This window comes from Cyanobium sp. Aljojuca 7A6, assembly GCF_024346455.1.
Classification (GTDB): Bacteria; Cyanobacteriota; Cyanobacteriia; order PCC-6307; family Cyanobiaceae; genus Cyanobium.
In genome coordinates, this window is the sequence record NZ_JAGQCY010000011.1 from 62,629 (window position 1) to 83,794 (window position 21,166).

Here is a 21,166-nt window from a genome sequence, read left to right on the forward strand (position 1 = left end):
TGAGAACAGCGGCGCCGAAGTCGGCGCAGTGACCAAGGGAAAGGAGAAGCTGGGCGAACCGGTCAGCAACGTTCACGGCTGTCAGGACCGTCCACGGGACGACATCGACCTGCTGCCCTCAGGCCAGCAGGTCGATGTCGTCGCCGGCTCCGCCCACGCTCAGACCCCTGACACCCTCCAGCAGCACGCCCTGCAGCGGGCGGCCCGAGAAGCTCACGAAGGTGCCGTTGCCGAACTCCGTCACCTGGGCCGTTCCCAGGCCACCGATCACCTGCAGCCGGTCCAGGCCCGCCTCGAAGCCCCTGACCCGGTCCACTCCGCCGTCCGCCAGGTCGTAGATGACCGTGTCAGCCGCTCCGTCACCGCCACCGCCGGGGGCCTGCAGGTCGATCAGGTCGCCGCCGCTCACCACCACCCGACGGCCGGATCCGCGGCCGGTGTAGCGGAAGCTGCCGTCGTCGCCGCCGCCAATCAGGGTGTCCTCGCCCAGGCCACCGATCAGGCGGTCGTTGCGGCGCGCCCCGATCAGGATGTCGTCCCCCTCGCCGCCATCGGCCTGCAGCCGCACGTTCCCTTCCGTCTCGATGCGGTCATCGCCCTCACCGCCGTTGGCGAAGGCCGTGCTGAACCGGCCGTCGTAGGTGGCGTTCCACTGGGAGCCGTTGCCCGCGGGCCGGCCATTATCAGCCAGCAGCACGTCATCGAGATCGGAACTGCCCACCGCCGCGAAGCGGAGCACATCGTTGCCCTCCCCGCCCGACACCGTGGCCGTGTTGCTGCGGGCGGCCCCATCGCTGTGGAACAGCCAGGTGAGGGTGTCATCGCCGCCGCCGAAATCGATGGCCCCCCGCTTGGCACCCACCACCTGCAGGTCGAAATCCAGGGATGGCGCCGTGGACAGATCCCAGCGCACATCCACGAAGTTGGCCACCAGCAAGTCGCTGCCCAGGGACGAGTTCCAGTAGTCGGCGCCGAGGGTCAGGGTCTTGAGGGAATTCCAGTAGCTGGTGTTCTCGATCCGTGCCCGGGGCTCGCTTTCCCCCGGAAGGGTGATCGGGGCGGTCTGGACGCTGCCCAGGGAGCCGGTGGCGAGGGGCCGGCCGCTGGGGACCGATCCCTGGGGGTTGCCGCCCACACCGTTCGTGATCGAGAAACCGGGGGCGTTGATCTCCGCCGCCTGCACGGCGGACCCCTCGGCCAGGTCGGTCACCGTGATGGTGAAGGGCCTGTCGTAACGGGTGCCGTCGCCATCGGTGACCCGCAGGGTGAGGCCGAGGGTCGCGGCCGCCTCGAAGTCGAGCGGGGCGGTCGTCAGCAGACGATCCCCGTCGAGGCGGAAGAGGTCGCCAGGGTTGCCGTTGGGCGCGAAGGAGAAGCTGAAGGTGTCGCTCCCGTCCGGGTCGATGGCGGAAAGCTCCCCCACCAGGGTGTCGGCCGGCAGGTTCTCCAGCACCGCCCCGCCCGTGAGGGTGATCACCGGGTCGATCACCGAATCACCGCGCACCGACAGGTTCTGCAGCCGCCTGTCGAGGGCCGCCGGGGTGTCGGCCGCCGTGAACGGGTTGGCCGGCGAGTGGTTGGCCGCCAGGAATTCGGCCAGGGCATCCTGCTCGGAGCCGTTGGCGGCGAAGGTGGCGACGCCGGTGCGGGGGGCGCCGGCCTCTGTGATGTTGACCCGGTTGGGGTTGGTGAGGCTGGCGAAGGGGTAGCCATCGCCGCCGCTGGCCAGGAAGTCCAGCGTCACCATGCGAATGCTGCGGGTCGGATCCCCCACCACGGAGCCATTGCGCACCACGACGTCAAGGTCGTTGCCGGCGTCGTCCTGGATCGCCAGGTTCACCACCCGGGAGCCGGCCGGCCTGCTGAGGTCATAGCTGAAGGCCAAGCCTCCCACCTGGGGGAAACGGCCCTGGTTGACGCCGGCGGCGATGCCGTGCTCGATCAGGGCCTTGAGTTCGCCGGGGGTGACGCTGACCAGGGACAGGCCGTTGTTGAAGCTCAGGGCGTTGGCAATGTCGTTGCGGGAGATGCCGCCCTCCGGCTTCACCACATTGCCCTGGGCATCGAACACCGCGGCGGTGGGCAGCAGATCGGGAACGCCGTCGACCGAGCCGGTGGGGATCACCGACTGACCGATGGAGTTGCGGATACCGCCACCGTTCTTGAGCGAGACCAGAACGGTGGAATCGATCTGGCGGGCATAGGCGAGGTTGGCGTCGGCGGTGAGGTTGCCGAAGTTGGTCTCCTCGCTGCGCACACCGGGGTTGCGGTTGCCATTGAGGAACACCTCACTGACGCCGAACCATTCCGACTCCTGGGAGACGATCACCGCCCGCAGGTTGTCGACCACCTCCTGCACGCGGGCGTCGATGAAGGCTTCGGCGTTGAGGGCCGCCACTCCAGCGGCATCGGTGCGGAAGGCCCCGCTGATGGTGGGGTCGTAGCTCTCGGGGATGATCACCCCCTGGCTGTCAAAATCGAGCACCAGGCGGCCGAGATACTGGTAGGTGCCATCGGTGTTCACCACGGCCACCGGCTTGCCATCGGCATCGGTCTTGATGATCGGGTAGGGGCCCTGGACGCTGTCGCCGGGGCGGGCCACGTCATCGCTGTCGAACAGACGGGTGTTGGAGCCGCCGGCCACGATGATGTCCACGTGCCGCAGGCGCTCGGCCAGGGCCTGTTCGATGCTGATCTGCTGCATGTGGGCCAGCAGGATCACCTTGTTGAGCCCAGGGTTGGCTGCGATCAGGGCATCCACATCGGTCTGGATCTCCGCGGCGAGGGCATCGAGATCGGCGGCCGTGGGGATGCCGCTGAAGCCAGCCGGTGCAATACCGACGTTGCCAGGGCTGGAGATGGTTCTCAGCCAGGGGGTGGTGGCACCGACCACGCCCACCGTCTCGCCGTTCACATCGAAGACGACACTGCTGGTGATGCTGTTGGGCCGCGGCGCCTGACCGGCGGGGACCACGAGGGAGGCGAGGTTGGCGTCGGTGACGAAGTTGAGGTTGCCGCTCAGGTAGGGGAAGGCGGTGCCGGGGTAGCCTTCGGCCGCATTGGGCCGGATCAGGTCCCGCACCACCGCGGTGCCCTGGTCGAACTCGTGGTTGCCGAAGGCGATCGCCTGGACGCCCAGGGCGTTCTGGATCAGCACATCACCGCGGCCCACGGCGCCATAGACCTGGGCAGAGGCGCCGTAGAAGAGGCCGGGGATCCAGGCGTCGCCGCTGGAGAGGGTGAGGGTGTTGGTGAAGCCGGGGATGCCATCGAGATCGATGTCCTGGGCCCGCAGGGCATTGAGCACGCCGGACAGGCGGGGGGCATTCTCAAGGGCGGAAATGGCCCCTTCCTGATCGGCCAGGTGGAACAGCTGCAGCTTGAAGGCGCTGCCCGCCGCCAGGGGCGCTGCCGAGGTGATGCTCACCACATCGTTGCCTTCGCTGCTGGCGACCACGCCCGCCGGCTCGCCGGCGGCACTGCGCAGGAAGGTGATGCCCTCGATGCGATCAGAGCCGGGGAACACCAGCGGATCGACGGCCGCCACGTTGTAGGGGTCGGTGATTTCGAAGATCGCCGCCACGCTGGTGGTGGTGCGCTCCAGGGCCACGAAGGCGTAAGTGCGGCCGGCCACGGTGGCGATCTCCACCATCTCGGGCTCGGTGCCCTTGTCGTCGTCGCGATTGCTGGCCATCAGGCCGAGGCTGTTGGCCAGCTCCTCAAGAGCCGAGCTGGAATCAAAGACCACGTTGCCCTGGTCGTCGAAGATGCGCAGCGATCGGGAGCCGATGCTGAACGGCTTGTCGATCAGGCCATCGCCGTCGATGTCGCCGTAGTCGTTGAGCAGATTGAGGCGGGTGCGGCTGATCCCCGTGGAGGCCGCAAAGGCGGCATTCAGCGCGGCCACCCCGGGATGGTCGCGGAAGGGGGTGGTGCCGTCTCGCACCGGGGCAGCACTGTTGGCGCGGCTGAGATCGAACCAGATGTTGCCCTGGTCGGGCTCGTATTCGCGCGAATCCCCCTCACCCACGGCCAGCAGGAAGTTGCGGCCCTGGGCATCGGTGAAGGCGGCGATGCCGTCGGGCATGGTGAGGCCGTAGAGCGGTAATCCGCTGACGGGGCGGTATTGGTTGCCGCCGACATCGGTGCCATCCACGTCCCGGTCGGAGCTGTCGAAGCCGGCGCCATCGAAGCTCACCACGGTGATGGTGTTGCCACTGGCGCCTTCGGTGCCGAAGTCGTTGTCGTAGTTGATCACCAGCGCGCCGTCGTCGCGGATGGTGAGGCCTTCCGGCTTGTCGAAGGCCAGGCTGCCGCCGATCGAGGGAAGATTGAACAGCTCGATCTTGTGGGCCAGGCGAATGCCGGCGGCCGCCAGGGCATCGGCGCTGGAGAGGCTGAAGATCGTCGGGGTGGCGGGGTTGCTGTCGTGGTCCACAAGGGTGCGACGGTTGTCGAGCAACTCGGGGCTCACCAGGCCGATCGCACCCAGCCAGCCGTCAGTGGCCTGGTTGGCAGCGGAGGTGAGCGGCAGGGTGTCGGTGGCACCGCGCAGGTCCACCTCAAACACATGCTTGAAACCGGTGAGGCTGCGGCTGCTGTCGCGCTCCAACACCAGGAACACACCACGGGCGGCGTCGAAGGCGACATCGCCGATCTTGTCCTGGCCGGCGCGGCCACTGAGCAGATAGAGGTGCTCCTTGACCGGGGCACCGGTGGCGGGGTCAATGGCCAGGATGCGGGTCAGTTCCGAGCGGCTGCGGCCTTCGGTGACGCCGTCCCCGTTGGCGTCCACATCCAGGGGGCTCTGCATGAAGGCATAGAGCAGGCCGTCGGTGGGGTTGAAGGCCATGCCCTCAATGCCGCGGTTGGCCCAGCGGTTGCCGTAGATGGCCGGCAGGCTGTCGATCGTTTCGGCGCCGATCGGGGTGGCGCCGCCCACGTTGTGCTGGGCCGCAAGCTGAGCCTTCTGGCCGGCGGGGATGTAGCGCTGGATCAGGTTGCCGCTGACCGCATCAAAGATGGAAATCTGGCCCCGGTATTCATCCCCCACAGCGAACACCTGGCGGGCGGCGCCGCCGATGTTGAGGCTGAACAGGGAGACGGTTTCCGAGTCGATGCCAAACGGGTCGTAGCTGAGCGGGGCGTTGACAGCATCGATTGGCACATCGTCCTTGATCGCCAGCTGGGGCAGGCCGGTGAGGGGGGTGCCGTCGGGGCGGTTAAGGCCAATGCGGTCGAGCTCGGTGACGGCGCCAGTGGCGCGATTCATGCCCAGCTTGTAGATGGTGGGCTGGAAATCAGGATCGAGAAACTGACGCTGCCCAGCGATCAGATCGCCGTTGGGGCCGCGATCGGTGATGGAATAATAAACATCCAGCTCCGTGCCATTGACCGTTTCCTTGCCGGCGAAGAACAGGCCGGAAAGACCACCAGCCAGCACGCCAACGGGCTGGTTCTCGGCACCAGCCGCATACTCCAGCTCATAGTTGAAATTCTCGGCGCTGGCAACGCCGCGGGACCAATCCTTGATTCCGGCGGAGAAGATGGTGCTGATCACCGGCGCTGTGCCGCGCAGATCAAGCACGGCGATGGCGTTGTTCTCCTGCAGGGAGATCCAGGCGGTGTTGCCATCGGCGCTGATAGCGATCGCCTCCGGCTCGATGTCCTGGGCCACTGTGGTGGTCATCCGGCGGGTGCCGATGCGCACGCCGCGGTTGATCAATTCCTCGCGGCGGTTTTCCCAGGCTTCAAAACCCACGCTCTGCACATTGGCGGCCGTGGGAGCCAGAGGTGTGGCCGCCAGGTAGCCGCTGGTGTCGATCAGGGAGATCGAACCAACCGGATCAATGGTGTACAGAGAATTCGGCTCTCCTTCATTGGTCACCAGCAGCTTGGTGCCGTCGCTGCTGAACTTGACCATGTCGGGCAGGGAGCCCACGGTCACGGTGCTGAGGTGAACGGGCAGTGCAGGGTTGCTCAGGTCATAGAACTGCACGAAGCCGGGGTCCGTCTTGACCGCGTTCTGCACCGCAATGGCGAGCAGATTGCCGAACACCGCCACGCTTTGGAGGGTTTCACCATTGCCGGTGGAGGTGGCCCGTGCAACAGCAAGTGGGATGGCGGGATTGCGCAGATCGGAAACAACAATCGCTCCAGATCCACCACCGACGGTGTAGAGAAAACCAGTCGTTGGGTTGTAGGCAGAGATTTCAGCGTTGGCCCCAAGACTCCCCAGTGAAATCACTCCATTTGTCGCCTGGATGAAGGGATCCAGTGCGGAAAAGGTGAGAGCCATTGAAATCAGCTGCATTCAGCTTAAACCTGACAGCAGCGGCCTCATGCCAGGTTAAGCCCTGACAAATTCATGTTGAAGAGCTGGGGGCCATTAGCTTGCCCACTACGCGCCCAGGTGTTCGGGGCGACGTACGCGCTGCTCACTCCATACCCTTAGGAGCCCAGGCCCTGTTACCAGCCTCTCCTCAGCCGTCCGCCCCTCTGCCTGGCGCTGTGATCATGGTCAATCTCGTCGCGAACAGCGCGAGTATGTGGCCGTTGGCTATGCCAATGCTCGTTACTTTCTCGCTTCTCGCTGTCAACTGACAGGCGGCTTGTTGCTTCCACTGATGGCAACCAGGAACAGGGCCTGGGAAAGAAACGCACCGATGGACCAGGGAACAATGACCCAGTTCCCTCAGGAACAATTCAGGGGCAGCTCAAGATGGGAGCATCGCTCTGAGCCGAAGCGCTGAGTGACCATGGGGACGATCAACACATCCATGCTGCTGGCCAGTGTGCTGCTGCTGATCGGCATCGCCTCGGGTAAGTTCTCGGCCCGGCTTGGCGTGCCTGAGCTGGTGCTGATTCTCTTCGACGGCGGTTTGCGCACATCCTTGATGAGCGTGCGGCGTGTCTGGAGGCAGGCCCTGTCCCTCTCCACGGTGGGTGTATGACTCACCTCGGCCATCACCGGCCTGGCAGCGAGCTGGGTTCTGGATCTGCCAGAGCGGCATCGTGCGGGTCACCACAACAGCAGGCGAGGTTCAAACCGAACCTTGAGCTTGCAGTTCCAGCAGGTCGGCAACAATCAGCTCAGCCGCCCGCTCGGCAGCATCCAGAAAGGGCAGCAGGGTGCGCTGGGCACCCAGGGATTCCAGCCGGGCCACCTCCGCTTCGTTGTGGGCCGTGGCGATGAAATGGCCGCGAAACCCTGCCGTCTGCAAGCCGTGGCTGATGGCCGCATTGGCCTCCAGGGACGGAAGGGTGCTCACCACGACCGTGGCCGAGGAGAGCGGCAGGGAGGCGGTGAACTCCGGATCCTCGGAATCGCCGTACTGAACGGGCACGCCTTCGGCGGCGGCCTGGCGCAGGGCCTGGGGATCGAAGTCGACACCAAGGAGCGAGAGGTTGTGGGGTCGCAGCTGGCGCTGGATGGCGCCGCCGAATCGGCCCAGGCCCAGCAGAATCACGTCGACCCTTGCCGGCCCAGAGGAGCCGCCGGCGATTTCGCTGAAGGGACGGGCCCGCTCCAGCAGCCGCAACGGTTGCTGCAGCCATTGGTAGAGGGGATCAGAACCCAGGATCATGTAAGTGGAGAGCCCGATGGTGATCACCCCCACCAGGGTGATCAAGCTCACTTCGGCTTCTCCGATCTGTCCGAGCTGCATCCCCAGGGCCGCCAGGATCAGCGAGAACTCCGAGATCTGGGCCACGGTGAGCCCAGCCAGCAGGCCTGTCCGGCGCCGGTAGCCCATGACGCCCATGATCGCCACCACGATCAACGGGTTGCCCACCAGCACAAACAGCGACAGCACCAGCGCTGGCCAGAGCTGCACACCCGCCGCAGCGAGGTTGAGGCCCGAGCCCAGGTCGATGAAAAAGAACAGCAGCAGGAAATCCCTCAGGCCGGTGAGCCGGGAAGCAATCGCCTCGCGGTAGGAGGTTGAGGCGATCGACACGCCCCCCAGGAAGGCCCCCACCTCCTTGCTGAAGTTCACCCCATCGGCGAGGGCCGCCAGCCCCACCGCCCAGGCCACGGCAAACAGCACCAGCAACTCCTGGTTCTGGGCCAACCGGCCCAGCAGCGGCGGCATCACCCAGCGCATGGTGGCGGCGGTGCCCAGCACGAACGCCGTGCCCACCAACAGCAGGCGGATGGCCTGGGCCGCGATCCCCCCCGATCCAGCCGCCGTGAAGGAGGTGAGCAGGATCATCGCCAGGATGACGGCCATGTCCTGCACCACAAGGAATCCCACCGCAATCCGACCGTGCAGGGAGTCGATCTCCCCCTTGTCGGAGAGCAACTTGACGATGATGATCGTGCTCGAGAAGGTGAGACAGACGGCGATGTAGATCGCCTTCACTGGCGCAAACCCCAACCCCAGGGCCAGCAGGAAGCCAAACAGCGAGGTGAACACGATCTGGCCCAGCCCTGTGGCCAGGGCCACCGGGCCCACCGAGCGAATCAAGCCCACGTCGAGCTTGAGGCCCACCACAAACAACAGCACCGAGATGCCGATGCTGGAGAGCAGCTTGAGCTCACTGCCGCCGGAGGCCCACCCCAGCACAGCCGGCCCCACCACGATGCCGGTGAGGATGTAACCGATGATCAGCGGCTGGCGCAGCTTCAACGCGGCGATGCCAATGACAGCGGCGATCATCAGGATCGCGGCCAGCTCGTGAAAGGTGGTGTTGAAGGTCATCACGGGTCTCCGCCTTGGGGCCATCAACGCCTCCATCCAAGCGCCTGTCCAGCCAATCCCATGTCCGGGGTGCGCTGGCGAGGCCGCAGGGAGCATCGCTGCTGCACTGGCCGTCAGTCTCCAGGAAGTGCGCTAAGGCTTGGGTCCAGAACCTGAACCTCCCCAGATGCCGCCCTTGCCCGCACCAGCCCATGCCCGGCCAGCGGCCGATGTGGTGGAGGACCTGCAAAGCGACAGCAACAGCGGCCTGAGCGAGGCGGAAGCCAGTCGGCGGCTCCATGCCCATGGCACCAATACGCTCACGATCCGTGGCGGCAAGCCCGGCTGGCTGAAGTTCGTCCTGCAGTTCAACAACCCCCTGCTGATCACCTTGCTGGTGGTGGGGGCGGTGAAGGCATTGCTGGGCCACCCCCGCGATGCCCTGGTGATCTGGAGCGTCACGGTGATCAATGCCGTGATCGGCTTCGTGCAGGAGAGCAAGGCCGAGAACGCCATCGCCGCCCTGGCGCGGTCGGTGCGCACCGAGGTGGAGGTGGTGCGCGCTGGCGCGCGCCAGCGCCTGGCCTCGGAGCAATTGGTACCGGGCGATCTGGTGCAGCTGGAGGCTGGGGCGCGGGTGCCGGCCGACCTGCGGTTGCTGGAAGCGCGCCACCTTCAGACCGATGAATCGGCCCTCACCGGGGAATCGATGCCGGTGCACAAGGGCACCACCGCCGTCGAGGCGTCCGCCCCCCTGGCCGAGCGGATCGGCATGGCCTATGCGGGCAGCTTCGTGACGAAGGGTCAGGGCCTGGGGCTGGTGGTGGCCACCGGGGATGACACCGAGGTGGGCAGCATCTCCAGCTCCCTGCAGGACCAGGTGGATCTCACCACCCCACTCACCCGCAAGTTCGGCCGCTTCAGTCGCAGCTTGCTGCAGGTGATTCTGGTACTGGCCGGGCTCACGTTTCTGGTGGGGCTGGCGCGGGGGCGCGGCGTCGATGAGATGTTTGATGGGGCCGTGGCCCTGGCCGTGGGCGCGATCCCGGAAGAGTTGCCGGCGATCGTGACGATCACCCTGGCCATCGGCGTGAATCGCATGGCCAGGCGGCGGGCCATCATCCGCAAGCTGCCGGCCGTCGAAACCCTGGGCAGCACCACCGTCATCTGCTCCGACAAGACCGGCACCCTCACCCAGAACCGGATGACGGTGCAGCACCTCTACGGGGGCGGCCAATCGGTGGCGATCGAGGACCTCTGGCCGGGCCAGGGCCAGGCCGGCCCCACGAATGTGGCCCTGCAGGAAACCCTGCTGGCCGGCCTGCTCTGCAACGACGCCCGACCCAGCAACCGTGAGGGGCTGGTGGGGGATCCCACCGAAACGGCCCTGCTGGTGTCTGCTGATGCGGCCGGCATCGACCGCCAGGACGCTCTGGCTCGCCATCCCCGCCGCGATGCCATTCCCTTCGCTTCGGAACATCAGTTCATGGCCACGCTGCACGGCAGCGATCGCATCCTGGTCAAGGGCTCGGTGGAGACCGTCCTGGAACGCTGCAGCCGGCAGCTGGATTCCCTGGGCCAGCCCGAAGCCCTCGACCGCGCGGCGATCGAAGCGGCCGTAGGGGCGATGGCGGCCCATGGGGAGCGGGTGCTGGCCTTTGCCATTGGCCGGGCCGAGACCTCCCAGCAGCAGCTGGAGCACCACCATGTGGCAGAAGATCTGGATTTCCTCGGTCTGCAGGGGATGCTGGATCCACCGCGCCCCGAGGCGATCCGGGCCGTGGCGGCCTGCCAGGCGGCAGGCATCACCGTAAAGATGATCACCGGCGACCACCTGGAAACCGCCCGGGCCATCGCCCGCGAGATGGGCATCGGGCGCACTCCGGTCGGCGAGGCTGAGCCGCTGGCGGCGATCGATGGCCGCCAGCTGGCCGAACTCGATCCGGATGGCATCGCCGCGTGCGTCGATCGGGTGGACGTGTTTGCCCGGGTGGCGCCGGCCCAGAAGTTGCAGTTGGTGCAGGCCCTGCAGGCCAACGGCGAGGTGGTGGCGATGACCGGCGACGGCGTCAACGACGCGCCCGCCCTCAAGCAGGCCGACATCGGCATCGCCATGGGCGCCGGCGGCACCGAGGTGGCACGCCAGGCCGCCGACGTGCTGCTCACCGACGACAACTTCGCCACGATCGAAGCGGCGGTGGAAGAGGGCCGCTCGGTCTACCTCAACCTGCGCAAGACCCTGGCCTTCGTGCTGCCGGTGAACGGTGGCGCCTCGATGACGATCCTTCTGGGGGCGGTGCTCGGCACCGCCCTGCCGGTGACGGCGCTGCAGGTGCTCTGGCTCAACATGGTCTGCTCGCTGACGATGTCGATCGCCCTGGCCTTCGAGCCGATCGTCCCCTGGTTGATGCAGCAGCCGCCCCGGCCACCGCAGCAGCCCCTGCTCACCGGCGGCCTGATCCGCCGGGTGCTGGTGGTGTCGTTGTTCAACTGGGGGGTGATCTTCGGGCTGTTCCTCTGGAGCACACAGCGCTACGGCGACCTGGACTTGGCCCGCACCATGGCCATCCAGGGTCTGGTGTTGGCCCATCTGGTCTATCTGGTGACCATCAGCCAGTTGCGCACCGCTCTGCTGGCCCTGCCGCAGCTGGGCTGGCGTGCCTTCACCCAGGCACCGGCGGTGCTGCTTGGCCTCGCTGGGACGGTGGCGGTGCAGTGGATCTTCAGCCAGAGCGCGGTGATGCATCGCTTCTTCGGCACCGCGCCGCTCAACCTGGAGCAACTGGGAATCTGCGCGTTGCCCATGCTGCTGATGCTGCCCGTGGCCTGGATAGGAGAGCGGCTCGATCCCACCGATGGAAGGGTTCGAAAGAGCAGATGGCGTGGAGCGACCGGCTGAAATCAGACCATGACCAGCGCAGTGCGTGGCGATGACAAACCAGATCAGATCCAGGGTTGGAAAGCAGCACACCGGCCTCTCAAGGCGGATGGGCACGATCAGCAGGAGACCCCCACAAGACGTGCCGTAGCCGAAAGCCGGGTCAGCCCTCAGAGCAGCCCAACCACAGAGTGGGGGAAGCCCCAGGACAGATCACGAAACAGACGCCTGGAAAGCGCCATCGACACGGCTCAAGGCTTAACCATTTATTAAACAGATCTGGCTAATTGAAGGAGCAGAACATGAGCTTCCATGGACTCACGACAGCCTCACATCAGCCTGCGTGACCGTCGGCATGTGGAAGGAATCACCTCGGCGTTCACACAGCGCCGCAGAACCTGGAACGAAAGGTTTCTTGACCGTGGCTTTCGCTGGCTCGCCATTGGCCTGGCGTCCACGGTTGGCGTCGTACTGATCGCCATCCTCCTGAGTGTGTTCGGGGGTTCACTTCAGGCCATGGCCGCCTATGGCCTTGGGTTTCTGGTTTCCTCGAGCTGGGATCCCATCAACGAACAGTACGGAGCGTTCACGGCCATCTATGGAACGCTGGTTACGTCGTTGTTGGCCCTTCTGATCGCCGTGCCATTGGGGGTGGGCTCAGCAGTGTTCATCACCGAAGAGATTCTCCCTTTCAGCATCAGGAAGATCATCGGTGTCATGGTCGAACTCCTGGCCGCCATTCCGTCCGTCGTGCTGGGGTTGTGGGCGATCTTCGTGATGGAGCCCGCGCTTCGGCCCGTGCTCAGTGATATCCATCACAAACTGGGCTGGATCCCGCTCTTCAGCACGCAGCCGATGGGACCAGGCATGGCTCCTGCCGTGCTGATTCTCGTGGTGATGCTGCTTCCGATCATCACCGCGATCTCCCGAGACACGCTTGATCAAGTGCCGATTGAGCTTCGCTTCGCGGCCTATGCGGTGGGCAGCAGTCGCTGGCAGTCGATTCTGAAGATCATCATCCCAGCGGCCATCTCCGGCATCGCAGGTGGTGTCCTGCTGGCGCTTGGGAGGGCCATGGGCGAGACCATGGCGGTCACCATGATCATTGGGAACTCTACAAACTTTTCACCCAGTCTTCTGGCCCCTGGCAACACCATCGCCTCGATGCTGGCCAATCAGTTTGGCGAGGCCGATGGCCTTCAGGTCTCTGCCCTGATGTATGCAGCGTTTGTGCTCATGGTATTGACACTATTGGTGAATCTCTTAGCCGAGTACGTGGTCAGAAGGCTGAGGCTTCGATACCACTGATGGCACGGCACTGGAGCAGTGCTAAAGGCCATCAAACCGCAACGTCGATCCCCTCCAAAGCTGCCCACCATGGAATCATCAACCCAAAGCAATACTGGCGCCAACTGGAGTACCGACAACCCGCGAGCAGAATTTCAAGACGCACCACTCGCCTATGATTTGTTTCTCAAGCACAACCGAGAGGGGATGTTTTACACTCTTCTCTCTGGTGCTTTCGCAGCGATCGCGATTCTACCGATGGTATTGGTGCTTGGCTATGTGATTTTGAGAGGTGGCTCACTAATGAATGTGGCGCTATTCACCCAACTGCCACCTCCTCCAGGACTGTCCGGGGGTGGCATCGCCAATGCCATTATTGGCACTTTAGTCGTCACCGGGATTGCCAGCCTGATCGCGATCCCTGTTGGGGTTGGTGGCGGCATCTACCTGGCGGAATACTCCAGCGTCGACCTCTTCTCAGTGTTTGTACACTACGGGACGAATGTTCTTGCAGGTGTTCCATCAATCATTTGCGGAGTATTCATCTATCTGCTGATTGTTAGTACACGCCTATTGTTTGGAGAGAGTTTTAGTGCTGTTGCTGGAGGCCTTGCCCTGGCTGTGATCATGATACCCACAGTCATCAAAACAACTGCTGAAGCTCTCAAGCTTGTGGAAGACGATCTGCGTTGGGCTGCGATGGCGGTGGGGGCGTCAAAGTTCACGACGATCATGCAGGTGACGGTTCCCGCTGCATTCACTCCCATTGCCACCGGGTCACTACTTGGGATTGCCCGTGCGGCTGGTGAAACAGCACCGCTGATCTTTACAGCCATGTTTGCGTTCTTCTGGCCCGAGGGCCTGCTGAGGCCAATCGCTACGATGTCAGTCCTCATTTTTAATTACTCGATCATGCCCTATGAGTCCCAAAACCAGCTAGCGTTGGCTGCTTCATTTGTTCTTGTGATGTTCATCCTGGGGGCCAACCTTCTTGTCCACCAGCTTGGTCGCCTGACGCGAGGCTGAAAGCGTGAACAGCCCCAATACCAGTCCAGGAAAGAATGAATCACCAGCCAACTGCCTTGAATTTGAAGGTGTGACGATCCGATATGGCCAGATTGAAGCCGTCAGGAATGTCAACATGTCGATACCAACTGGCAAGGTGACGGCCTTCATTGGCCCTTCAGGATGTGGCAAGTCCACAGTCCTCCGAGCGATCAATCGGCTCAATGACCTCATCCCTGGTTGCACACTCAATGGCAGAGTGAGTTTCAAAGGGCATGATCTCTATGCGAAACACATTGATCCTGTTCAGCTGAGAAAGCGAATCGGGATGGTTTTTCAGAAGCCAAATCCATTCCCTAAGACCATCTATGAAAACATTGCCTATGGTGCGCGCATCAACGGGTTCAGCGGCAACATGGACAGGCTGGTTGAAAACTCACTACGACAAGCTGCTGTGTGGGATGAGTGCAAAGACAAATTGGGGGCAAGCGGGCTCTCCTTGAGCGGAGGTCAGCAACAGCGTCTCTGCATCGCAAGAGCACTCTCCATTGCCCCAGAGGTACTGTTGATGGATGAACCCTGCTCATCTCTTGATCCATTATCGACCAGAAAGATTGAGGATCTGATCCGCACTCTGCGTGGCCGCTATACGGTCGTAATCGTGACTCACAACCTCCAGCAGGCCTGTCGCATCTCAGACATGGCTGGATTTTTCAACGTCATTCCATCGGAAGATGGGTTTACGAAAGTTGGCGTGATGGAGGAATTCGGGTGCTCATCTCAGATCTTCAATGCTCCTAAGCAGGAAGCAACCGGAGATTATGTCGCCGGGCTATTCGGCTGAATCCCTGCCAGCTCAACAGTCGACGCAGACTCCTGCTTCAACTGCCCCGCTGGCATCATGATCCGAAGCCAGATGGGCAAAGCAAGAAGAGCGGGAATCATGAACACGGATGCCAATCAACAGGCCTTGGAGGCCTCACAAGACAATAAAAAACCCCCGACGGATACCGGGGGTTTAGAGGTCCCTCGAAGATTCGAGAAGGGGCGTAGACGGTTGTTCGAGAGCCGGAGGCTCAGCCGAACTTGCCTGACGTGGACGCGATCAGGAAGGCCGCGTACGTGAGGATGTAGCCGATCGTGAAGTGGGCGAGACCCACCACACGGGCCTGAACGATCGAGAGAGCGACGGGCTTGTCGCGCCAGCCCACCAGGTTGGCGAGGGGCGTGCGCTGATGCGCCCAGACGATGGTTTCGATCAGCTCCTGCCAGTAACCCCGCCAGGAGATCAGGAACATGAAGCCGGTGGCCCACACCAGGTGACCGAAGAGGAACATCCAGGCCCAGACGGCCAGGTTGTTGGACCCCATCGGGTTGTACCCGTTGATCAGCTGGGAGCTGTTGAGCCACAGGTAGTCGCGGAACCAGCCCATGAGATAGGTGCTGGATTCGTTGAACTGGGCCACGTTGCCCTGCCAGATGGCGAGGTGCTTCCAGTGCCAGTAGAAGGTGACCCAACCCACGGTGTTCAGGGCCCAGAAGACAGCCAGATAGAAGGCGTCCCAGGCCGAGATGTCGCAGGTGCCGCCACGGCCGGGGCCGTCGCAGGGGAAGGAGTAGCCGAAGTCCTTCTTGTCAGGCATCAGCTTGGAACCCCGGGCATCCAGGGCACCCTTCACCAGGATCAGGGTCGTGGTGTGCAGACCCAGGGCGATGGCGTGGTGAACCAGGAAGTCACCAGGGCCGATCTGCAGGAACAGGGAGTTGTTACCTGAGTTGATGGCATCCAGCCAACCCGGCAGCCAGACGGCGCCGTTGTTGGGCCACGCCGTGGAGGCGATGCTGTCGGCGTTCGCGAGCAGCACATCCATGCCGTAGAGGGCTTTGCCACTCGAGGCCTGGACGAACTGGGCGAACACCGGCTCGATGAGGATCTGCTTCTCGGGGGTGCCGAAGGCGACCACGACGTCGTTGTGGACGTAGAGACCCAGGGTGTGGAAGCCGAGGAACAGGGAAACCCAGCTGAGATGGCTGATGATGGCTTCCTTGTGCTCCAGCATCCGGGCAAGAACGTTGTTCTTGTTGGCTTCCGGGTCGTAGTCGCGGATGAAGAAGATCGCACCGTGGGCGAAGGCCCCGCACATCAGGAAGATGGCGATGTACTGGTGGTGCGTGTAAAGGGCCGCCTGGGTGGTGTAGTCCTTGGCGATGAACGCATAGGACGGCAGCGCATACATGTGCTGCGCCACCAGGCTGGTGACGACTCCCAATGAAGCCAGGGCCAGGCCCAGCTGGAAGTGGAGGGAGTTGTTGACGGTGTCGTAAAGGCCCTTGTGGCCAGCACCAAGCGCGCCGCCAAAGGGAGTGCCCTTCGGTGGGTTGTGGGCGTCGAGGATCTCACGGATCGAGTGGCCGATACCGAAGTTGGTCCGGTACATGTGGCCGGCGATCACGAAGATGCAGCCGATGGCCAGGTGATGGTGGGCAATGTCCGTGAGCCACAGCGCTTCTGTCTGGGGGTGGAAACCACCCAGGAAGGTGAGGATCGCGGTGCCGGCTCCCTCAGACGTACCGAACAGCTGATTGGCTGTGTCGGGGTTCTGGGCATAGACCCCCCAGTTGCCGGTGAAGAACGGAGCCAGACCGGCGGGATGGGGCGAGACCGAGAGGAAGTTGTCCCACCCGACGTGCTGGCCCCTGGATTCGGGGATGGCGACGTGGACCAGGTGACCGGTCCAGGCGATGGAACTGAAGCCGAACAGCACAGCCAGGTGATGGTTGAGCCGCGATTCAGCGTTCTTGAACCAGGCCAGGGAAGGCAGGAACTTGGGCTGGAGGTGGAGCCAGCCGGCGAACAGGGCCCAGGCCGAAAGGATCAGCATGAAGATGGAACCCTGGTAGAGCTCCATGTTGGTCGTCATGCCGATCGTGTACCACCAGTGGTACAGACCGGAATAGGCGATGTTCACCGGGGAGGAAGCGCCCGCCTGGGTGAAGGCGTCGATGGCGCCCTGGCCGAAGTGGGGATCCCAGATCGCGTGAGCGATGGGACGTACATGCAGCGGATCGGCGACCCACTGCTCGAAGTTGCCCTGCCAGGCGATATGGAACAGGTTTCCCGAAACCCAGAGGCCGATGATCGCCAGGTGACCGAAGTGGGTGGAGAACAGCTTTTGGTAAAGCCGCTCCTCCGTCATTCCGTCATGGCTCTCGAAGTCGTGAGCCGTGGCGATGCCGTACCAAATACGACGGGTTGTCGGGTCCTGTGCCAGACCCTGGCTGAACGAAGGAAATTTCGTTGCCATTGGGAAAGGTCAGGTGGAGGTCAGCCGACCGCGATGAGTCGGGACAGGAAGAAGGCCCAGGTGGTCGCGATACCGCCCAGCAGATAGTGGGCGACACCGACGGCACGGCCTTGGGTGATGGAAAGCGCCCGCGGTTGGATGGCGGGAGCCACCTTCAGCTTGTTGTGAGCCCAGACGATGGACTCGATCAGTTCCTGCCAGTAGCCGCGGCCACTGAAGAGGAACATGAGGCTGAAGGCCCAGACGAAGTGGGCACCCAGGAACATCAGACCGTAGGCACTGGAGGACGAGCCGTAGCTGTTCAGTACCTGGGCGGCCTGGGCCCAGAGGAAGTCCCGGAGCCAACCATTGATGGTGATGGCGCCTTGGGCGAAGTTGCCGTTGGTGATGTGCTGGACAGTTCCGTCGGCATTGACGGTGCCCCACACGTCGCTCTGCATCTTCCAGCTGAAGTGGAAAATGACGATCGACAGGGAGTTGTACATCCAGAACAGGCCGAGGAACACGTGGTCCCAGGCCGACACCTGACAGGTACCGCCACGGCCGGGGCCGTCGCAGGGGAAGCGGAAGCCCAGATTCGCCTTGTCGGGGACGAGGCGGGAGCTACGCGCGTAGAGCACACCCTTCAGCAGGATCAGCACGGTGACGTGGATCGTGAAGGCGTGGATGTGGTGGACCATGAAGTCGGCCGTTCCCAGGGGGATCGGCGCGGCGGCCACCTTGCCGCCAACGGCAACGACGGCGCCGTTGAACACTTCGCTCACACCGGCCAGCGCGTTAGGAGCGGTGGTGCCGGCGGCAGCGGCGTGCAGACCCTGAATCCATTGCGCGAAGACGGGCTTCAGCTGGATCGCCGTGTCGCTGAACATGTCCTGGGGACGACCCAGGGCACTCATGGTGTCGTTGTGGATGTAGAGGCCGAAGCTGTGGAAGCCCAGGAAAATGCACACCCAGTTGAGGTGGCTGATCAGGGCATCACGGGCTTTCAGCACCCGATCCAGAACGTTGTCGATGTTCTTGGCCGGGTCGTAGTCGCGGATGAGTGCGATGGCCGAGTGGGCACCGGCTCCGACGATCAGGAAGCCGCCGATCCACATGTGGTGGGTGAACAGCGACAGCTGGGTCGGGTAGTCGATCCCGATGTAGGGATACGGCGGCATCGCATACATATGGTGCGCCACGATGATCGTGAGCGAACCAAACAGCGCCAGGTTCAGACCCAGCTGGGCGTGCCAGGAAGTGGTCAGGAATTCGTACAGCCCATCGTGACCTTTGGGCGCAGGGAACAGCAGGGGATCGCCCTTCTGGCCCTCGAGAATTTCCTTGATGCTGTGGCCGATGCCCCAGTTGGTGCGGTACATGTGGCCAGCCACGATGAACAGCACCGCGATCGCCAGGTGGTGATGGGCGATGTCGGTCATCCAGAGGCTGCCGGTCACAGGATTCAGACCACCCTTGAAGGTGAGGAAATCGCTGTAGGCGGCCCAGTTGCCGGTGAAGAAGGCGGAGATCCCCGCGCCGAAGCCGGGGAACAACTGGGTCAGCAGATCCTGGTTGAGAAACTCGTGGGGGAGCGGGATGTCGGCCACCGAAGCGATGGTCTTGCCGTTCAGCACCAGCGGGTTGCCGGCGTCGATGGCGTCCATCAACTGGGTGGTGGGCAGCGACACGTGCAGCAGGTGACCTGTCCAGGACAGGGACCCGAGCCCGAGCAGGCCGGCCAGGTGGTGGTTGAGCATGGACTCAACGTTCTGGAACCACTCCAGCTTCGGCGCTGCCTTGTGGTAGTGGAAGACACCGGCGTTGAGCATGAGGCCGGCCATCACCAGGGCACCGATGGCGGTGCACAGGAGCTGGAACTCGTTGGTGAAACCCCAGGCTCTCCACACGTGGAAGAGGCCGGAGGTGATCTGAATGCCGTGGAAACCGGCACCCACATCGCCATTGAGAATTTCCTGGCCGAAGATCGGCCAGACCACCTGAGCACTGGGTTTGACGTGCAGGGGGTCGGCCAGCCAGCCGGTGTAGTTGGAGAAGCGGGCTCCGTGATAGAAGGCGCCGCTCAACCAGATGAAGATGACGGCCAGATGGCCGAAGTGAGCGCTGAAGATCTTCCGGGAGACCTCTTCAAGATCGCTCGTGTGGCTGTCGAAATCGTGAGCGTTGGCGTGGAGGTTCCAAATCCAGGTGGTGGTTTTGGGACCTTTGGCGAGGGTGCGATCGAAGTGCCCGGGCTTGCCGAGAACATCGAAGTCGACGGGAACGGGGTTCCGGTCAACCATGTCCTTCGCCTTGTTCCCACGCTCTGGTGGGCTGATGGTCATCGAGACGTTCCTCGAGGGACGGGGTCGAGGTGGAGGTCCACCCCTTCGACGGACGCCGGGGACAGGTCATGGGACCGTCCCGGGCCCATCGGTGGGCCCCATGGCCGGGAAGACCCGACCATGGGCACCAGTCGCGAGGTGGGGGAAATCCCTTGCCACGACTGGGGCTTTGGGCCCCGAAAGGGGACCGCTGGCGGAAGTATAGGGGTCGAAAACAAGGCGAATCGGCCGCCAGTTACAAAGGTTTAATCCCAGCGGTTCCAAGGCTGCGACAGCGGTCTGACGGCATGTTGTCAACAACGTAACAATCAGAAATAACGCAGGATTTCTATAACCTGCTGCTGCATTTAACGGCCATTTCGACAGCCGATCTGCCCGCTTCAGGCCCCGAAGCAGAATGGCGCCACGCATGAGGGAGCCCGCGTGAGCGACAGGGATGACAGGCCAGGAGCCGCAGGGCGAAAGGCTGGCAGGGCGTCCTTCTGGGCCGCCCTGTTGAAGGGGGTTCTGTTCACGGGGGTCCTGCTGCTTGTGCTCAGCCTGGCGCCACCGGCCGCTCTCGCTTTCTCCCTGCCGGGCCGCCGGCCGCCCTCGCCGGCCGCCCCGCCCCTGGCTCAGGGGCGTTCCAGCCAGCAGGAAGTGGCGCCCCCCCTGGCGGTGCAGCAGCTGCAGGAAGCCCTGGAGGGGAGGCGGCCGCGGCTGGAGATCCTCTCCCCTGCCGACGGCGCCCTGCTACCGGCAGGTCCCTGGACCCTGGGGCTGCAGGTGGAGGACTGGCCCCTGGTGGACGCTGGCCCCCTCGGACTCGGCCCCCACGTGGTGGTGCAGCTGGATGGGGATCCCCCCCTGCCGCTGACCGGCACCACCACCACCATGCGGCCGCTGGAATCGGGCAGCCATCGGCTCACCGTCTATGCCGCCAGGCCCTGGGGCGAGGCGGTGAAAAGCCCCGGGGCCCAGCGCCAGATCCGGCTGCACCGGGTCGCGGCCAACCCCTTGAGCCAACCCACCCCGGGCAGCCCCCAGCTGATCGCCGTCAGCCCCCAGGGAACTGCGGCCAGCACGCCCCTGCTGCTCGACTGGCTGCTGCTGGAGGCCCCGCTGCAGAACCTGCGCAGCGGTGATGCCAGCTGGCGGCTGCGGGTCAGCCTCAATGGCGACAGCTTCCTGGTGGATCAACAGACGCCTCTCTGGCTGAAGGGCTGGCGCAGCGGCAGCAATGCGATCCAGCTCGACCTGCTCGATGGCCTGGGCGAACCCCTCAACCCACCGTTCAACAGCCTCGTGACGGAAGTGACCCTCCAGCCCGGCGCCGAAGCACCCCGCTGGCAGGGGGGGCGCCTGGAGCCCGCCGAGCTGGCCATCTTGCTGGGAGAGGCCCCGCCGCCTGCCGCGTCGGAACCGGATCCGGAGCCCATGCCCGAAGAACAGCCAGCAACGGCAGAGGAATCTGCCCCTGAACTGGAGACCGAGGCCCTGATGGGAGCTGAACCAGACCCTGAAACCAAGCTGGGATCGGAGGACCAGGCTGGGGGCGGGAACCTGGCGGAGATCGAGGCTGCGACAGCGGACCTCGCAGGCCCACCGGAGCCCCCAACCACGATTGAGCTGGCCGAGCCCCCCCTGGATGGGAGCGTGGCACCGTGAACGGCACCCATCGTCACATCGTCGGCCTCGGCTTCGGTC

At 64.0% G+C, this 21,166-nt stretch carries 10 protein-coding genes; 6 read left to right on the forward strand and 4 right to left on the reverse strand.

Annotated features, from left to right (window positions below; all coding sequences use genetic code 11):
- Window positions 1-118 precede the first annotated feature (118 nt).
- Window positions 119-6,298: a choice-of-anchor I domain-containing protein gene (locus KBY95_RS10915; protein ID WP_254965033.1), complete on the reverse strand. Its 6,180-nt coding sequence runs from the start codon at window positions 6,296-6,298 to the stop codon at window positions 119-121.
- A gap of 481 nt (window positions 6,299-6,779) precedes the next feature.
- On the opposite strand from KBY95_RS10915, the gene KBY95_RS10920 reads away from it, so the two are divergent.
- Window positions 6,780-6,953, forward strand: a complete 174-nt coding sequence (locus KBY95_RS10920; protein WP_254965034.1) for a hypothetical protein — start codon at window positions 6,780-6,782, stop codon at window positions 6,951-6,953.
- 90 nt (window positions 6,954-7,043) lie between these two features.
- On the opposite strand, the gene KBY95_RS10925 is transcribed toward KBY95_RS10920, so the two are convergent.
- Window positions 7,044-8,702, reverse strand: coding sequence for a cation:proton antiporter (locus tag KBY95_RS10925; RefSeq protein WP_254965035.1), 1,659 nt, complete (start codon window positions 8,700-8,702; stop codon window positions 7,044-7,046).
- Window positions 8,703-8,868: 166 nt separating this feature from the next.
- Between KBY95_RS10925 and KBY95_RS10930 the strand changes: the two genes are divergently transcribed.
- The 4 genes from KBY95_RS10930 to pstB all read left to right on the forward strand — a co-directional run bounded on the left by KBY95_RS10930 (window position 8,869) and on the right by pstB (window position 14,695).
- Window positions 8,869-11,580, forward strand: a complete 2,712-nt coding sequence (locus KBY95_RS10930) for an HAD-IC family P-type ATPase (protein ID WP_254965036.1) — start codon at window positions 8,869-8,871, stop codon at window positions 11,578-11,580.
- 291 nt (window positions 11,581-11,871) lie between these two features.
- Window positions 11,872-12,867: a phosphate ABC transporter permease subunit PstC gene (gene pstC / locus KBY95_RS10935; protein WP_254965037.1), complete on the forward strand. Its 996-nt coding sequence runs from the start codon at window positions 11,872-11,874 to the stop codon at window positions 12,865-12,867.
- A gap of 186 nt (window positions 12,868-13,053) precedes the next feature.
- Window positions 13,054-13,872 carry a phosphate ABC transporter permease PstA gene (gene pstA, locus KBY95_RS10940; protein WP_254965060.1) on the forward strand — a complete coding sequence of 273 codons (819 nt, stop codon included), beginning with the start codon at window positions 13,054-13,056 and terminating at the stop codon, window positions 13,870-13,872.
- Window positions 13,873-13,876: 4 nt separating this feature from the next.
- Complete coding sequence (gene pstB / locus KBY95_RS10945) at window positions 13,877-14,695, forward strand: phosphate ABC transporter ATP-binding protein PstB (protein WP_254965038.1); 819 nt, start codon at window positions 13,877-13,879, stop codon at window positions 14,693-14,695.
- 232 nt (window positions 14,696-14,927) lie between these two features.
- Here pstB and psaB read toward each other — a convergent pair whose 3' ends face one another.
- Together psaB and psaA are read right to left on the reverse strand one after the other, a co-directional pair.
- Window positions 14,928-17,156: a photosystem I core protein PsaB gene (psaB, locus tag KBY95_RS10950; RefSeq protein ID WP_254965040.1), complete on the reverse strand. Its 2,229-nt coding sequence runs from the start codon at window positions 17,154-17,156 to the stop codon at window positions 14,928-14,930.
- Between the two features lie 20 nt (window positions 17,157-17,176).
- A complete protein-coding gene (gene psaA, locus KBY95_RS10955) occupies window positions 17,177-19,480 on the reverse strand; it encodes a photosystem I core protein PsaA (protein ID WP_254965041.1) in 2,304 nt (767 codons plus the stop codon).
- Between the two features lie 495 nt (window positions 19,481-19,975).
- Between psaA and KBY95_RS10960 the strand changes: the two genes are divergently transcribed.
- The gene (locus tag KBY95_RS10960) at window positions 19,976-21,127 is read left to right on the forward strand and encodes a hypothetical protein (RefSeq protein ID WP_254965043.1); all 1,152 of its coding nucleotides are present in this window, start codon (window positions 19,976-19,978) and stop codon (window positions 21,125-21,127) included.
- Window positions 21,128-21,166 lie beyond the last annotated feature (39 nt).

What these genes read in the sequence shown, in the direction of transcription:
- KBY95_RS10915 (WP_254965033.1), bottom strand. Translation starts at nt 6,298, where the DNA reads ATGGCTCTCACCTTTTCCGCACTGGATCCCTTCATCCAGGCGACAAAT.
- KBY95_RS10920 (WP_254965034.1), top strand. Translation starts at nt 6,780, where the DNA reads ATGCTGCTGGCCAGTGTGCTGCTGCTGATCGGCATCGCCTCGGGTAAG.
- KBY95_RS10925 (WP_254965035.1), bottom strand. Translation starts at nt 8,702, where the DNA reads ATGACCTTCAACACCACCTTTCACGAGCTGGCCGCGATCCTGATGATC.
- KBY95_RS10930 (WP_254965036.1), top strand. Translation starts at nt 8,869, where the DNA reads ATGCCGCCCTTGCCCGCACCAGCCCATGCCCGGCCAGCGGCCGATGTG.
- pstC (WP_254965037.1), top strand. Translation starts at nt 11,872, where the DNA reads ATGGACTCACGACAGCCTCACATCAGCCTGCGTGACCGTCGGCATGTG.
- pstA (WP_254965060.1), top strand. Translation starts at nt 13,054, where the DNA reads ATGTTTTACACTCTTCTCTCTGGTGCTTTCGCAGCGATCGCGATTCTA.
- psaB (WP_254965040.1), bottom strand. Translation starts at nt 17,156, where the DNA reads ATGGCAACGAAATTTCCTTCGTTCAGCCAGGGTCTGGCACAGGACCCG.
- psaA (WP_254965041.1), bottom strand. Translation starts at nt 19,480, where the DNA reads ATGACCATCAGCCCACCAGAGCGTGGGAACAAGGCGAAGGACATGGTT.